The organism is Spectribacter hydrogenoxidans, assembly GCF_031846275.1.
In the GTDB taxonomy this organism is placed as follows: Bacteria; Pseudomonadota; Gammaproteobacteria; order Nevskiales; family Salinisphaeraceae; genus Spectribacter; species Spectribacter hydrogenoxidans.
Window position 1 is genome coordinate 23,767 of the sequence record NZ_JAVRIB010000005.1, and the last position, 13,237, is coordinate 37,003.

Below are 13,237 nucleotides of genomic sequence, written 5' to 3' on the forward strand. Positions count from 1 at the left end.
GAGCGGGGACTATTCGGGCTGGAGATCGTCGCGCTGATCCAGCGGCTGCTGCGGCACGCGCCGCAGGGCATCGGTGTCGTAACCGAGCGCGGCCACCCGATGGACCAGATCGTCGTAAACCGTGGACGGAACCCGGGGCGTGCGCGCCATGATCCAGACCCAGTCCCGCTCGGAGCGGGCGACAATGGTGGTCTCGTAGTCCGGATCCACATAGCTGATGGTGTACTCCATCTGCAGGGGCCAGAAGAATTCCATGCCCCACACCGCATTGTTGGTTTCGGCCAGCGGATGGCCGGTTGGTTCCATGGTAACCAGCTCACCGTCGAAGCCACCCTCGCGGTAGGTGAAGCGAGTTGCCACCCGGCCATCGTCGGTCAGGCGGTAGCGTTCGATGCTGTTGTAGGAGTTGCGAGTGCGGTCCGGCGGAATATGGGCAATCACGTACCAGGCACCCATGTAGCGTTCGATATCGACCGACCCTTCGCGGGGGAAGGTATCGGGCGGCATCACGCTGCAGGCGGACAACAAGGCTACAATGCCCGCGGCAACAACGGCGAACACGTTCTGACGCATGAAGTTTCCTCTTGATGGCAGCGGAAATACGGCGTGAGCCGCCGCTCGGTTGCATTGCCACAAATCCACTAAGCCCGCAACTCTACATCATGGTCACCATTACTCTGCTCGGCGCCACGTTCGGCTGGATGATTGCCGGATTTCCCGGTCTGATCATCGGCGCTATCCTCGGCGTCTGGGGCGGCCGGGCCGTCAAGCTCACGCTGGCCAGCGGCCAGATCGGCCGTGTGCGCACCCGTTTCCTGGAAGCCACGTTCGCGGTGATGGGCGCCGTGTGCAAGGCGGACGGCCAGGTCACCAACGACGAGATCGACATGGCCGAGACCATGTTCGACAAACTGCGTCTGTCGGGCGACGACCGGGCCGCCGCCAAGGCTGCCTTCAACCGCGGCAAGGAACCGGAATTCGACCTGGATGCCGAGGTCGCGGCCTTCGAGAAGGAGGCCCGGGGCCAGAAGCCGCTGCTGCAGATGTTCCTGCAGGTGCAGCTGTCGGCAATGGCAGCGGACGGCCACATCGATCCGGCGGAACAGGACATGCTGCGCCGGGTGGCCCGCGGGCTGGGTCTGTCGGAGGCTGAACTGGCGCGGCTGGAAGCCATGCTCGGCGGGGCGGCCGGCGGGGCCCCGAGCCAGGCGTCACTGGAGCAGGCCTACGAGGTGCTGGGTGTCGATCCGGAAGCCAGCGATGCCGAGGTCAAGAAGGCCTACCGCCGGCTGATGAGTCAGAACCACCCGGACAAGCTGGCAGCCAAGGGGCTGCCCGAAAGCATGCGGGAGATGGCGGAACAGAAGACCCGCGAAATCACCAACGCCTACGAGCGCATCAGCGAAGCGCGGGCCTGATCACCGGGGCGGGCGAGCCCGCCCCGGCACCGGTCAGGTCCAGCGATCTGCTACAGCAGATCGATCGCCATGTAGAGAATCAGCATCAACTGGATGATGAAGAACGTGGCCCGGATCAGCACCAGCAGGAACGAGGTGCCGATCAGGTGCGCCACGCTCTGTCCGATGCGGGCGTAGAGCACATAGGCGCCCAGCACATTGGCCAGCGCCATCTCGCCCATGGCCGAGGCCACCAGCACCACACCCGCGAACAAAGCGAAGTTTTCCACGCAGTTGAGATGGGCGTCCTTGGCCCGCTGCAGAATCGGCGGATCATCCGACGGCCGGCCCCGACTCCAGTGATCGGCGCTCTTCTGGCCGGTCAGCACCAGCGGAATGCGGTAGCCGGCATAGACCAGCGTCAGCGCCACCATCCAGATCAGGTACAGAAGTACCGCAGTAAATGCTGTCATCGTCTCCCCCTCGTTTGTTTATTGTTTGTCGCCGCGGCACCGCGCCGCGGTCATGGCATCATACCCGCCCGGGTAGGCGGCGCAATGCCGCCGCCGTCCCGGGGAAGACCACGGTCAGGCGCTTTGCCAGGGCGACTCCCAGCGTTCGACCACGGCCTGTTCCAGGGGCGGGAACTGCTGGATCGAATCCAGCATGGTTGCATCGATGGCCGGCGATTCACCGTCGCCGATGCGGAAGATGTTCATGTAGAACCAGCCGAGATGCCCGAACGTGTTGGCCGTAAGGCGCGTCGCCTCGTCCAGCTCCGGTAATGCATCCGGGCCCACCGGCTGCAGCCGGTCCTCGAAGCGGGGCAGCGAATCCGCGCTTCCGTCGAGCAATCGCGCGGTGCAGGCGGGGTCGCCCACCAGCGGCCGGCCGATGCCGATCATATCCAGCTCGCCGGCTGCCAGCGCCACATTCATCGCCTTCGCGGTGCGAAAACCGCCGGTCACCATCAGCGGCTTCTGCCAGACCTCGCGGGCCTCGCGTGCAAAGTCGAGAAAGTAGGCCTCCCGCTGGCGCGTGCTTTCGCGTACCGGTCGGCCATTGGCGTCGTTGTCGCCGAACAACAGCACCGGATCCTCGTAGTTACCGCCCGACAGCTCCACCAAGTCCACGCCCAAATCGTCGAGCATCCGCAGTACCTCGCGCGAATCCTCGGGGCTGAAGCCGCCTTTCTGGAAATCGGCGGAGTTGAGCTTGACCGCGATCGGGAACGCCGGCCCGACAGCCTTGCGTACCCGGGTGACGATTTCGGTGAGCAGGCGGGCGCGGTTTTCTAGCGAGCCACCCCAGCGATCGTTGCGCTGGTTGGTCAGCGGCGAGAGGAACTCGCTGAGCAGATAGCCGTGCGCCGCATGCACCTGAATGCCGCCGAAGCCACAGGCCCTGGCGGTTTCCGCGGCATGAACGAACCGCTCGATCACATCGGCGATATCGTCCTCGGTGGCAGCCCGCGGCGTGTTGAATTCCGCCCCCGGCATGTGCACCGCGCTGGCGGACGGCGCGAGTGGCTCGGCACAGATGTCTGCCGGCGACTGGCGCCCGGCGTGGCTTATCTGGGCCCAGAACTGCGTGCCATTCTGGCTGCCGGCAGCGGCCATGGCCTTGAGTTCATCGAGGCCACCGTTGCCGTCCACCGCCACGTTGCCGACCCGCTCCAGATAGCGTCGGTCAACGTGGATGTTGCCGGACAGGGACAGGCCAACGTGGCTGGCCGCCCAGTAGTTGTAGAGATTGAGATGCCGGTCGGTGGCACGGTTCTGCGGATCGGCCAGGCCCTCGGTCATGGCGGCCTTGGCCAGACGGTTGGGCAACTCTATCCCGCAGGGCAGCGTGATCGGATCGGTAATTCGGGTCATCGGCGCTGGACTCCTTCGCTTGGCGGGACCGAAAGCGCCGCCGACGTCGATGACGCCGGCGGCGAGAATCGCGGGGCGAGTGCTTGTCAGGCCGCGAGTGCCCGGCGCACGGCGCCAGCCGCCTGGTCCACCGCCTGGCGCGAGGCTTCCAGCGCACCGCCCATCATGAAGAATCCATGGGCCACGGACGGATAGTCGGCCACCACCACGTGCACACCCGCCTCGTTCATCTTCTCGGCGTAGGCAATGCCCTCATCGTGCAGCGGGTCGAACCCGGCCACCAGCACCAGCGCCGGCGGCAGATCCGCCAGCCTGCCGTGGTTGAGCGGGTCGACACGGAAATCCAGCGGCTCGCTGGCGCCGTCCAGATAATGCTTGCGGAAGTAGTCCATCGCTCGATTGGTCAGCAGGTGGCCCTCGCCATACTTGTCGTAGGACGGAAAGCCGCCGGTCTTGGTCTGGGTGACCGGATATACCAGAGCCTGGTAGCTGATCTTCGGCCCGTTGTTGTCGCGGGCGAGCATCGCACATACGGTGGCCAGGGTACCGCCCGCACTGTCGCCCGACACGGCGATACGGCTGGCGTCGGCGCCGATCTCGCCGGCGTTGGCGGCTGCCCATTCCAGCGCGGCATAGCAGTCCTCCACCGCGGCGGGATACGGGTGCTCCGGCGCCAGACGGTAGTCCACCGCGATGGTCACGCAGCCGGCCTTTTCCGCCAGATTGCTGGCCACCCCGTTGTAGTCATCCAGGCCGCCGATCACCCAGCCGCCGCCGTGGAAGTACATCAGGATGGGATGGGGCCCGCTGCCCTTCGGCTTGTAGATGCGGATGGCCAGGTCGCCGCCCGGGCCCGGGATGGTGCGATTGTCCACATCCACGTCGCCCTGCGGCAGATCGACGCTGGTAACGAACTCCTTGAAGAAGGCCCGGCATTCGGGCGGTTCGAGATCGGAAAAATCGGGGGCGCCCTGTTCGGCCGCCATCTGCATCACGGCTTCGAGCTGTTTGTCGAGCATCGCGTGGTCTCCTCCTCGGTTGTTGCCACAATGCCGGTCGGGCGGCATCGCGTTTATCGGATTTTCAGGCTGACACCGTTTATCCACGGTCGCCAGCATCACCGCCTAGCATGGCGGCTGGCCGGCGGCAAAACCCCACCCGTCCGGGCAGGTGGGCGCGGCTTTGGGCACAATAACGCCACAATCACGACAAACGGGAATCGCCATGCCGCGTCAACGCGTTGTGTTCAAGAAACAGTACCCTCAGCCGCCGGATCAGGTCTTTCCGCTGTTCGCCGACCACCATCGCTTCGGCAAGCTGCTGGGCGCACCGATCAAGCGGGTCAAGGACGCCCCTGCCGGCACCGACCCCAACGGCGTGGGATCGGTGCGCCGCATCGCGGGCGGCCCGTTCGCATTCGAGGAGACGGTGCTGACCTCCGAGCCGCTGGAACTGATCGAGTACACCGTCAGCCGCGGCGGCCCGATCAAGAATCACCTCGGGCGCATCGAGTTCCGCCCCACCAAGAACGGCGGCACGGCGCTGCATTACACCATCGAGTTCGATGGCCGCATCCCCGGTTCCGGCAAGGTGATTGCCGGCGTGCTCAGGACGCTGATCGGCCGCGCGCTCGACCGTGTGCCGAATCAAACAGCCGCCGCCCGCTGAGACGCCACTGGCCAGTCACGGCCGGGTGGCCCCGGCCCGGGACGGAGGTTGTATAGTGCGGAGCGGGGGTGACGCGTATCCGGCCAACCGATAATAAGGCCGGAACTCATTTGCGACACCAGGAGGAGATACGCTGATGCAGACCCCTTTGACCCCGCTGGACTTTGCGCGCCGGGCGCGCCGACTTTATGGCGACCGTGAAGCGGTGGTGGATGGCGACCGGCGTTTCACCTACCGGGAATTTCTCGACCGCTGCGACCGGGCCTCGGCGATGTTCCAGCGTCTGGGCGTGTCGTTCGGTGACCGGGTCGCCTACATCGCCCCCAACACCCATGCTCACCTCGAGGGCTACTACGCCGTGCCCCAGCTTGGCGCGGTGCTGGTGCCGATCAACTACCGCCTGTCCGCCGCCGAGTTCGCCTACATCATCGATCACAGCGGCGCGACCGTGGTGTGCGTGCATCCCGATTACATCGGCATGATCGACGGCATCCGCGACCAGATCCCCGGGGTGGCGCACTTCATCGCCCTGGAAGGCGAAGCCGACGGCTGGCAGCAGTACGAGTCCCTGATTGCCGATGCCCCGGCCGAGTTCGACGCCCCCGAGATCGACGAGAACGACCTGATCACCATCAACTACACCAGCGGCACCACCTCGCGGCCCAAGGGCGTGATGATCACCCACCGCAACGCCTGGGTGAACGCGGTGGGTACCCTCGCTCACCACCATCTGGGTACCCGGGACCGCTACCTGTGGACGCTGCCGATGTTCCACGCCAACGGCTGGACCTTCGTGTGGTTGATTACCGCGTGCGGCGCCACGCACGTGTGCCTGCGCCAGGTGGCCCCGCCGGAAATCTTCCATCTGATGGAGGCAGAGCGCATCAGCATGTTCTGCGCCGCTCCCACGGTGCTGATCAGCATCGCCAACGCGCCGAAGGAACTGCGCGACAACGCCCCGAAGGGTATCCGCCTGTTCACCGCCGGGGCCCCGCCGGCCGCGGCCACCATCGAACGGGTGGAAAACGAACTGGGCTGGGAACTCACCCAGGTCTACGGCCTGACCGAAACCGCGCCGTTCATCACCATCTGCGAACCCCGGCCCGAGCACGACAATCTGTCGGCCAGTGAACGCGCCACCCTCAAGGCCCGCCAGGGGGTGGAACTGATGACCTCCGGCGATCTGCGGGTGGTGGACGACGATGGCGTCGAGGTCCCCTGGGACGGCGAGACCCTGGGCCAGATCACGGTGCGCGGCAACGTGGTGATGAAGGGCTACTACAACGACCCGGAGGCCACCGACGAGGCCATCCGCAACGGCTACTTCCACTCCGGCGACGCTGCTGTGGTGCACCCCGACGGCTACGTCGAGATCCGCGACCGGCTCAAGGATGTGATCATCAGCGGCGGCGAGAACATCTCCTCGGTGGAGGTCGAGGGCGTGCTGTTGCGCCATCCCGCGGTGCAGGAAGCCGCGGTGGTGGGCATGCCCCACGAGAAATGGGGTGAATCACCCCACGCCTTCATCATCCGCCAGCCGGATGCCGAGATCACCGAGGATGACCTGCGGCAGTTCGTGCGCGACAACCTCGCCCACTTCAAGACCCCGCAGTGGTTCTCGTTCGTGGATGAACTTCCCAAGACCGCCACCGGCAAGATCCAGAAATTCGTGCTCCGCAAGGGGCAGGCGGGCATCAACCAGCAATAGGGATTAAACCGCAATAACAGGCCACACCAAGAGCCAGACGCGAGGAGGAGAAACCTGATGGACAACAACAGACTCGACGCCCTGCTGGGCGGGGCCGCCGAGGCCGGCAAGGTGCCGGGCGTGGTGGCCATGGCCGCCGATGCCGACGGCGTGACCTACACCGGCGCCTTTGGCGAGCGGGAGCTGGGGGGCGGCGACGCGATGACCGAGGATACGGTCTTCCTGCTGGCGTCCATGACCAAGGCGGTGGGCGCCACCGCCGCCATGCAGCTGGTGGAACAGGGCGAACTCACCCTGGACGGCGCAGCCAGCGAACTGCTGCCCGAGCTGGCCGAAATCCGCGTGCTGGACGGCTTCGAGGGCGACCAGCCCCGGCTGCGCCGCCCCCGCAGCACGGTGACCCTGCGCAACCTGCTGACCCACACCTCGGGCTTCGGCTACGAGATCTGGAATGCGGACCTCGCGCGCTATCAGGAACAGAAAGGCATCCCCAGCATTCTCAGCGGCCAGCGCGCCGCGCTGCGGGTACCGCTAATGTCGGACCCCGGCACCCGGTGGGAATACGGTACCGGCATCGACTGGGTGGGCCGACTGGTGGAAGCCGCCTCCGGCCAGCGGCTGGGCGACTACTTCCGCGAGCACATCTTCGAACCGCTGGGAATGACCGACACCGCCTTCACCATGTCGGACGACGCCCGCGCCCGGCTGGCCACCATTCACGCCCGCACCCCGGACGGCCGACTCGCGCCCCACCCGCTGGTGCTGGAACAGGACCCGGAACAGCAGATGGCCGGCCACGGGCTCTACGGCACCGCCGGGGACTATCTGCGTTTCACCCGCGCCATCCTCAACAACGGCGAACTCGACGGCCAGCGCATCCTGCAGGCCAAGACGGTGGACCTGATGCGCCAGAATCACATCGGTGATCTCGAAGTCCCGGCGATCGAAAGCATCGACCCCACCCTGTCCAACAACGTCGAGCTGTATCCCGGCATGTCCAAGAAATGGGGTCTGAGTTTCCTGATCAACACCGAGGAAACCCCCGAGGGCCGTGCCGCGGGCAGCGTGGCCTGGGCGGGTCTGGCCAACAGCTACTACTGGATCGACCACGACAAGGGCGTCACCGGCGTCTACTTCACGCAGATACTGCCGTTCTTCGATCCGGAGTCCGCCCCGCTGTTCCAGGCTTTCGAACAGGCCGTCTATAACGGGCAATAACACCATGGGCGAAAAGCTGGACCAGTTGCGGGCGGAAATTCCGATGAACGTCGACGTCCAGCGCTTCTTCGACGAACTGGACGAGGGCGACCGCGAACAGCTCGCCGACTTGATCGGCGATGCCGTGGCGCGTCAGGAAACCCGCATCGACGAGGCCGGCGAACAGGCGCTGCGGCTGGTTCCGCGGGCCTTTCGCGGGCCGGTGAAGAAACTGCTGTTCGGGGACCACGACTGATGCCGCGTCTGGCCGTACGCGCCGAACTGCAGAAACTGGCGCGGCTGCTCGATACCGGGCCCGAGGCGCTGGACTTCCTCGCCGACAGGCCGGCCGCCGAACTGCGGCAACTGCGCGAAGGCGTAGCCGAGGCCATGTTCAAGCGCCACAGCAGCAGCTTCCGGCTGCTGGCAAGCCTGAGCGGTCTGCTGCCAGCCGCCATCACCGCGCGCATCGCCCACCTGGCACTGGGGGCCTTCCTGGCAGGTCGGGTCACCGGAGAGATGACCCCGAAACGGGCGGTGGCCATTGCCCACAAGCTGCCCACCGATTTTCTCGCCGAAACCTCACTCTACATCGAGCCATCGCGGGCGCAACCGGTGCTGGCGGCCATGCCCGTCGATATGATCGAGAAAGTGGCGGTCATTCTGGTGGAACAGCGCGAATTCATCACCATGGGCCGCTTCGTCGGGGCAGTATCGGAGGCCGCCCTGTTCCGGGTGATCGACCGGCTGGACGACGAGGCGCTGCTGCACATCGGTTTCTACGTCGAGGACGCCGGCCGGCTGGACCGGATTCTGGAATACCTGGATGACGACAGGCTGCGCGGGGTGATCAAAACCGCCACCAGCCAGTCACTATGGCCGGAGGCCCTGTCGCTGGTGCAGCTGGTGGGCGATGCCCAGAAGGGCCGGCTGGGGGACCTGGTGGCCCGCGAGGACGAAACCGTGCTTGATTCGCTGGTCCACGTGGCGCAGGAACAGTCGCTGTGGCCGGAGGTGCTGGTAGCGGTCGGCAGCATGCAGCCGGGAAACCGCCAACGAGTGGTGAACCTGCCCTCGGTCACCGATCCGGCCGTGCTGAATGCACTGATAGATGCCGCCTACCGTCAGAGCCTGTGGCAGGTGGTGGTGCCCTTGCTGGCCATGATGAACGACGACGCCCGCGCCGCCGCCGTCGAGGCCGGCCTGGCCCAGACCCCGGCAGTATGGCGGACCTGGCTGGATGCGGCGGCCGAACCCGATCTGCTGCCCGATGCGGTGTCGATATTCACCCGCCTGCCCGAACGGCTGCGGGCCGAGGTTGCCCGACATGTGGAACAGCGGGTCAACGAGCCCGGTGCCGGGCGCCTGGCGGAGCTGGCGGCATCCCTGAACGTCGGCGGCTCGCGCTGACAACCGGCATACCGCGGGCCATTTCCCTTGAGTCTGCCGGGATCGCGAAAATATTTGCCATTCGAGATCAAATGGATAACGAGTCATGTCGGCAACCACGGAAACCCTTGAATCAGCCGGCGCCGTGCACGCCACGCTCAACTTCATGGTCAAGGACGGCCAGCGCCCGTACGTACGCACCGAGGCCCTGACCGGCGCTCCCGAACCCGAGTATGTGGCCACCATGGCGGACCACCAGGTGCCGATTCACGACGCCCGCCCCGAGGCCGACGCGCTGTCGCTGGAGCGGGAAGGCATCGCGTATCGCGACCGGCCGGTAGACATCGTCGATTTCTATGACGATGCCGAGGTACGCGCCCGCTACTACCCCAACGTGGTCGCGTTGATCCGCGACGTCACCGGCGCCAGCCGGGTTGAAATCTTCGACCACACACGCCGGCGTGACGGCGGCGGCGACGCGCAGGCCAAGCAGCCGGCCAGCCGGGTGCACAACGATTACACCGACTGGTCCGGCGCCCAGCGCGTGCGCGACGTGCTGGGCGCCGAGGAGGCCGCCCGGCTGCGGGACACGCCTTTCGCCCAGATCAACGTCTGGCGTTCCATCGCGGGCCCGGTCAAGCGCTCACCGCTGGCCCTGCTCGACGCCACCAGCCTGGACCCGGACGACCTTATCGGCACCGACATGCACTACCCCGACCGGGTCGGCGAGATCTACCATCTGGCTTATAATCCGGCGCAGCGGTGGCTCTACTTTCCGGACATCGGGCCGGCGTCGGCCATTCTGATCAAGGGCTTCGACTCGCGCACCGACGGCCGCGCCCGGTTCACGCCGCACAGCGCCTTCACGGACCCGCGAACCCGACCCGAGGATCCTGCGCGGGAGAGCATCGAAGTTCGCACCCTGGCATTCTTCTAATAACCTTGCTGGTATCGCCGCGACTAGAGCGGTGCGCCGGCATCATCCAGCCGTCATACTGACGACCGCGGGAATGTTTGAGCACATCATGATCAACGCCGGCGAGGCGCGTTCCCCACCTTGGCAGGCCAGCCCTTGACGGACACCGAGAAAGCGGTCCGTCCCGTAGGCCAGTCGTTTCGGATTCGTTGCCTATAAAACCATCAGAGTCGTGTCGTCCTCCGGGGGGAGGTATGCCGATACGGCAAGCCGACGCCGCTGCACTGACAGTGATCTACCGCAAGCAATATCCGCAGGGAGAGCCTATTTCATCATGTCGAATACCAAGAATTTCATTGTCCTAACGCTATACACGCTGGCCTACGCGGCTGCATTGCTCGCCCTGGCCAAGACCGCCTCGGCCCACCGCCAGCAATTCTTCATGGAAGGCCACGGGCTGGAAGGCATTCATCAAGGATTGCTGGCCGCCGTTGTCGGTCTGTCCGTGATTGGCGCAATCCTGCGGCCCGCCTGGCGCAGTATATTCGTCGTTCTGGCGCTGCTCGGCCTACTGGGGTCGATCCGGGAACTCAACAATTTCCTGAGCGACGCGCTGCCCATCCTGGGCTGGCAGGGGCCGGCCGGGCTGGTGCTGATCGCGCTCGCCGGCTACACGATCGGCTCGCGCCGGCGTCTCGGACAAGAGCTGACAACCTTTCTGCGCTCGGATGCGCTGGCCATGCTGTGGGCCGGCCTGGTGATCACCGCCCTGATGGCCCAGCAGATCGGGCACGGCGAATTTCTGCAGCCTCTGCTGGGCGACGACTACCAGCCGGTTTACAAGCGGGTGATCGAGGAGGTCATTGAAGCCTTCGGCTATCTCATGATCGCCCTGGGTACGCTACAGACCGTGGTGCGCGCTCCGCGCAATGGGGAAGACGCGGACCCGGTATAGCTCGGGATGCGCGCCGGTCACGAACGGCTTTCAGTGGTCCAGGTGCGCACATTCTCGTGGCCCGGCCGCCGCCAGGCCGGCGGCTTCCACAGATGCTTCAATCGCTGGGTAAGCGGCCCCGGCGCCAGCACATCGCGGAACATGTCCACGAACTCGTGCACATTCAGCACCAGGAAGTTGTAGCTGACGATCTGCTGCGGAATACCGTAGTCGACCGGCGCTTCCTCACGTTCGTAAGTGCCGAACAGGCGGTCGAAGATGATCAGCACGCCCCCGTAGTTGCGGTCGATGTACTCCGGATTGCGGCCGTGGTGCACGCGATGGTTGGACGGCGTGTTGAGCCAGAACTCGCACCAGCGCGGCAGCCGGCCAACCACCTCGGTATGCACGAAGTACTGGTAACTCAGATTCACCGCGTACAGGAACATCACCACCGCCGGCGGTACGCCCAGCAGTACCAACGGCAGGTAGAACACGTAGCTGCCGATGAAGGCGTTGAGTACGCTCTGGCGCATCGCCGTGGTGAAGTTCATGGTCTCGCCGCTGTGATGCACCACATGCGCGGTCCAGAACCACCGTATGCGGTGCGAGCAGCGGTGGAACCAGTAGTAGCAGAACTCCACGCCGACGAAGATGGGCAGGATGGTCCAGCCGTTGACCGGCAACTCGAACAGCCGGAACTGATACACGAACGCGAATACCGCCCCGGTGATCAGCAGCCACATGGCGGTTTCGGCGATCTGGTACGAGCTACCCAGGGCAATGTTGGCCCAGATCTCCTTCCAGCGGAACTGGCTGTTACGTCCGCGCCGCAGCATCACCCGCCACTCCACCAGGAACGCCAGCACGAAGATCGGCGACATACCAACCAGCAGCACCTGCTTCCAGTCCACATCCGTGCCGAAGAACATCTGCAGCCAGGGCATCAACCAATCCATCACGATCACCTCGCCAACACGCGGATAGGGATCGAGCCTATGCCGGATGAGGCGCGACTGTCTTGACAGCAGTCACGGCATTTTGACATTTCTCGCCACTTGCTCATGATGCCGAGGATCCGGCGTTGACCACGGACACCTGCCTTTCCGACACGGCGCAACATGACTGCAGACATCCCCGTTCACGGCGTCGTGCCGGGCACCCTGGTGGGGCTGCTCTACGACTACCTCGACGCCCACGGTCTGGCGGCCGACACCCTGCTCGGCGAAACCCGGCCGGACCCCGGCCCGCACGGCCTGGCCCGCTATCCCGCCGCTGGCTGGCAGGGGCTGCTGGAACGCGCCGCCGCCCGGCTGAACGATCCGCTGCTGGGCCTGAAACTCGGCCAGACGGCCACCGCCGCCCATTTCGGGGTGATGGGCTACGTGCTGCACAACTGCGCGGATCTGGGCGCGGCGTTCGAGCGCTACCGCCGGTTCGAACGACTGATCTACGACATGGAACCGGTGCAGTTCTCGCAGGACGCCGACGCGCTGGTCCTTGAATGGGGGCTCGGCCACGGCCGCCCCGGGCCGCTGGTGGACGAGACTGCCATCACCGCCCTGGTGGCCTTCGCCCGGGCGCTGACCGGTCGGACGCTGGCGCCGCTATCGGTGCACTTCGTCAATCCTCGGCCGGCGGACGTGTCGCCCTATCAGGATTATTTCCGGTGCCCCGTGCATTTCGAGGAACCCCACACCCGCATCCGCATTCCGCGGCCGATGCTGGACCTGCCGTTGCAGCAGGCCGACCCCGCCCTGCTCGGTCTGCTCGAGGCCCAGGCCGAGGCGCTGCTCGCGCAACTGCCGCCCGGCGGTCAGCTGGAGGACGATGTCCGCCGACTGATCGCCCGCCTGCTACCGGACCGGGAACCCACACTGGCGGCGGTGGCCGAACGCATCGGGCTGTCCGAGCGCACCCTGCACCGGCGGCTGGCCGCGCGCGGCGTCCACTTCCGGATGCTGCGGGATGACACCCGCCGGCAACTGGCCCAGCGTTACCTGGCCGACCCCCGCCTGACGCTGGCGGAAGTCGCGCTGCTACTGGGTTATGCCGAACAAAGCGCCTTTTCACGGGCCTTTCGCAACTGGACCGGGGAGTCGCCCGGCCGCTATCAGGCCAGGAATGCATTGCCCTGAACCCGGGACGGGA

14 protein-coding genes are annotated in these 13,237 nt (G+C 65.8%); 9 read left to right on the forward strand and 5 right to left on the reverse strand.

From position 1 onward, the window contains the following. Window positions 1-9 precede the first annotated feature (9 nt). Window positions 10-573, reverse strand: a complete 564-nt coding sequence (locus RM532_RS05820; protein WP_311652244.1) for a lipocalin family protein — start codon at window positions 571-573, stop codon at window positions 10-12. An 89-nt stretch (window positions 574-662) separates the two neighbouring features. On the opposite strand from RM532_RS05820, the gene djlA reads away from it, so the two are divergent. Beyond that, window positions 663-1,418: a co-chaperone DjlA gene (gene djlA / locus RM532_RS05825; RefSeq protein WP_311652246.1), complete on the forward strand. Its 756-nt coding sequence runs from the start codon at window positions 663-665 to the stop codon at window positions 1,416-1,418. A 50-nt stretch (window positions 1,419-1,468) separates the two neighbouring features. On the opposite strand, the gene RM532_RS05830 is transcribed toward djlA, so the two are convergent. From RM532_RS05830 to RM532_RS05840, 3 genes are all read right to left on the reverse strand, one after another. Then, window positions 1,469-1,870, reverse strand: a complete 402-nt coding sequence (locus RM532_RS05830; protein WP_311652247.1) for an MAPEG family protein — start codon at window positions 1,868-1,870, stop codon at window positions 1,469-1,471. A gap of 114 nt (window positions 1,871-1,984) precedes the next feature. Then, window positions 1,985-3,274, reverse strand: a complete 1,290-nt coding sequence (locus RM532_RS05835; RefSeq protein WP_311652248.1) for an NADH:flavin oxidoreductase/NADH oxidase family protein — start codon at window positions 3,272-3,274, stop codon at window positions 1,985-1,987. A gap of 86 nt (window positions 3,275-3,360) precedes the next feature. Beyond that, window positions 3,361-4,293, reverse strand: coding sequence for an alpha/beta hydrolase (locus tag RM532_RS05840; protein WP_311652249.1), 933 nt, complete (start codon window positions 4,291-4,293; stop codon window positions 3,361-3,363). Between the two features lie 205 nt (window positions 4,294-4,498). Here RM532_RS05840 and RM532_RS05845 point away from each other — a divergent pair, with 205 nt between their 5' ends. The 7 genes from RM532_RS05845 (at window position 4,499) to RM532_RS05875 (ending at window position 11,107) form a co-directional block, all read left to right on the forward strand. After that, window positions 4,499-4,942 (forward strand): SRPBCC family protein, encoded by a 444-nt coding sequence (locus RM532_RS05845; protein WP_311652250.1) that lies wholly within the window; start codon window positions 4,499-4,501, stop codon window positions 4,940-4,942. A gap of 136 nt (window positions 4,943-5,078) precedes the next feature. Beyond that, a complete protein-coding gene (locus RM532_RS05850; protein WP_311652251.1) occupies window positions 5,079-6,650 on the forward strand; it encodes a long-chain-fatty-acid--CoA ligase in 1,572 nt (523 codons plus the stop codon). Between the two features lie 54 nt (window positions 6,651-6,704). Next, window positions 6,705-7,868, forward strand: a complete 1,164-nt coding sequence (locus tag RM532_RS05855; RefSeq protein WP_423246881.1) for a serine hydrolase domain-containing protein — start codon at window positions 6,705-6,707, stop codon at window positions 7,866-7,868. 4 nt (window positions 7,869-7,872) lie between these two features. Next, entirely contained in the window at window positions 7,873-8,103 is a 231-nt protein-coding gene (locus tag RM532_RS05860) for a hypothetical protein (RefSeq protein ID WP_311652254.1), read from the forward strand. Further along, window positions 8,103-9,257, forward strand: coding sequence for a hypothetical protein (locus RM532_RS05865; protein ID WP_311652255.1), 1,155 nt, complete (start codon window positions 8,103-8,105; stop codon window positions 9,255-9,257). Before RM532_RS05860 ends, RM532_RS05865 begins: the two co-directional genes overlap by 1 nt. 85 nt (window positions 9,258-9,342) lie before the next feature. After that, window positions 9,343-10,173: a CmcJ/NvfI family oxidoreductase gene (locus RM532_RS05870; protein ID WP_311652256.1), complete on the forward strand. Its 831-nt coding sequence runs from the start codon at window positions 9,343-9,345 to the stop codon at window positions 10,171-10,173. A 313-nt stretch (window positions 10,174-10,486) separates the two neighbouring features. Beyond that, window positions 10,487-11,107: a hypothetical protein gene (locus RM532_RS05875; protein ID WP_311652257.1), complete on the forward strand. Its 621-nt coding sequence runs from the start codon at window positions 10,487-10,489 to the stop codon at window positions 11,105-11,107. A 17-nt stretch (window positions 11,108-11,124) separates the two neighbouring features. On the opposite strand, the gene RM532_RS05880 is transcribed toward RM532_RS05875, so the two are convergent. Beyond that, window positions 11,125-12,045, reverse strand: a complete 921-nt coding sequence (locus RM532_RS05880) for a sterol desaturase family protein (RefSeq protein WP_311652258.1) — start codon at window positions 12,043-12,045, stop codon at window positions 11,125-11,127. Between the two features lie 162 nt (window positions 12,046-12,207). On the opposite strand from RM532_RS05880, the gene RM532_RS05885 reads away from it, so the two are divergent. Further along, window positions 12,208-13,224: an AraC family transcriptional regulator gene (locus tag RM532_RS05885; protein ID WP_311652259.1), complete on the forward strand. Its 1,017-nt coding sequence runs from the start codon at window positions 12,208-12,210 to the stop codon at window positions 13,222-13,224. Window positions 13,225-13,237: the final 13 nt, after the last annotated feature.

Excerpts from the sequence above, each read along its gene's own strand:
- RM532_RS05885 (WP_311652259.1), top strand. The coding sequence starts at position 12,208 with ATGACTGCAGACATCCCCGTTCACGGCGTCGTGCCGGGCACCCTGGTG.
- RM532_RS05840 (WP_311652249.1), bottom strand. The coding sequence starts at position 4,293 with ATGCTCGACAAACAGCTCGAAGCCGTGATGCAGATGGCGGCCGAACAG.
- RM532_RS05820 (WP_311652244.1), bottom strand. The coding sequence starts at position 573 with ATGCGTCAGAACGTGTTCGCCGTTGTTGCCGCGGGCATTGTAGCCTTG.
- RM532_RS05835 (WP_311652248.1), bottom strand. The coding sequence starts at position 3,274 with ATGACCCGAATTACCGATCCGATCACGCTGCCCTGCGGGATAGAGTTG.
- RM532_RS05830 (WP_311652247.1), bottom strand. The coding sequence starts at position 1,870 with ATGACAGCATTTACTGCGGTACTTCTGTACCTGATCTGGATGGTGGCG.
- RM532_RS05880 (WP_311652258.1), bottom strand. The coding sequence starts at position 12,045 with ATGGATTGGTTGATGCCCTGGCTGCAGATGTTCTTCGGCACGGATGTG.
- RM532_RS05860 (WP_311652254.1), top strand. The coding sequence starts at position 7,873 with ATGGGCGAAAAGCTGGACCAGTTGCGGGCGGAAATTCCGATGAACGTC.
- RM532_RS05845 (WP_311652250.1), top strand. The coding sequence starts at position 4,499 with ATGCCGCGTCAACGCGTTGTGTTCAAGAAACAGTACCCTCAGCCGCCG.
- djlA (WP_311652246.1), top strand. The coding sequence starts at position 663 with ATGGTCACCATTACTCTGCTCGGCGCCACGTTCGGCTGGATGATTGCC.
- RM532_RS05865 (WP_311652255.1), top strand. The coding sequence starts at position 8,103 with ATGCCGCGTCTGGCCGTACGCGCCGAACTGCAGAAACTGGCGCGGCTG.
- RM532_RS05870 (WP_311652256.1), top strand. The coding sequence starts at position 9,343 with ATGTCGGCAACCACGGAAACCCTTGAATCAGCCGGCGCCGTGCACGCC.
- RM532_RS05850 (WP_311652251.1), top strand. The coding sequence starts at position 5,079 with ATGCAGACCCCTTTGACCCCGCTGGACTTTGCGCGCCGGGCGCGCCGA.
- RM532_RS05875 (WP_311652257.1), top strand. The coding sequence starts at position 10,487 with ATGTCGAATACCAAGAATTTCATTGTCCTAACGCTATACACGCTGGCC.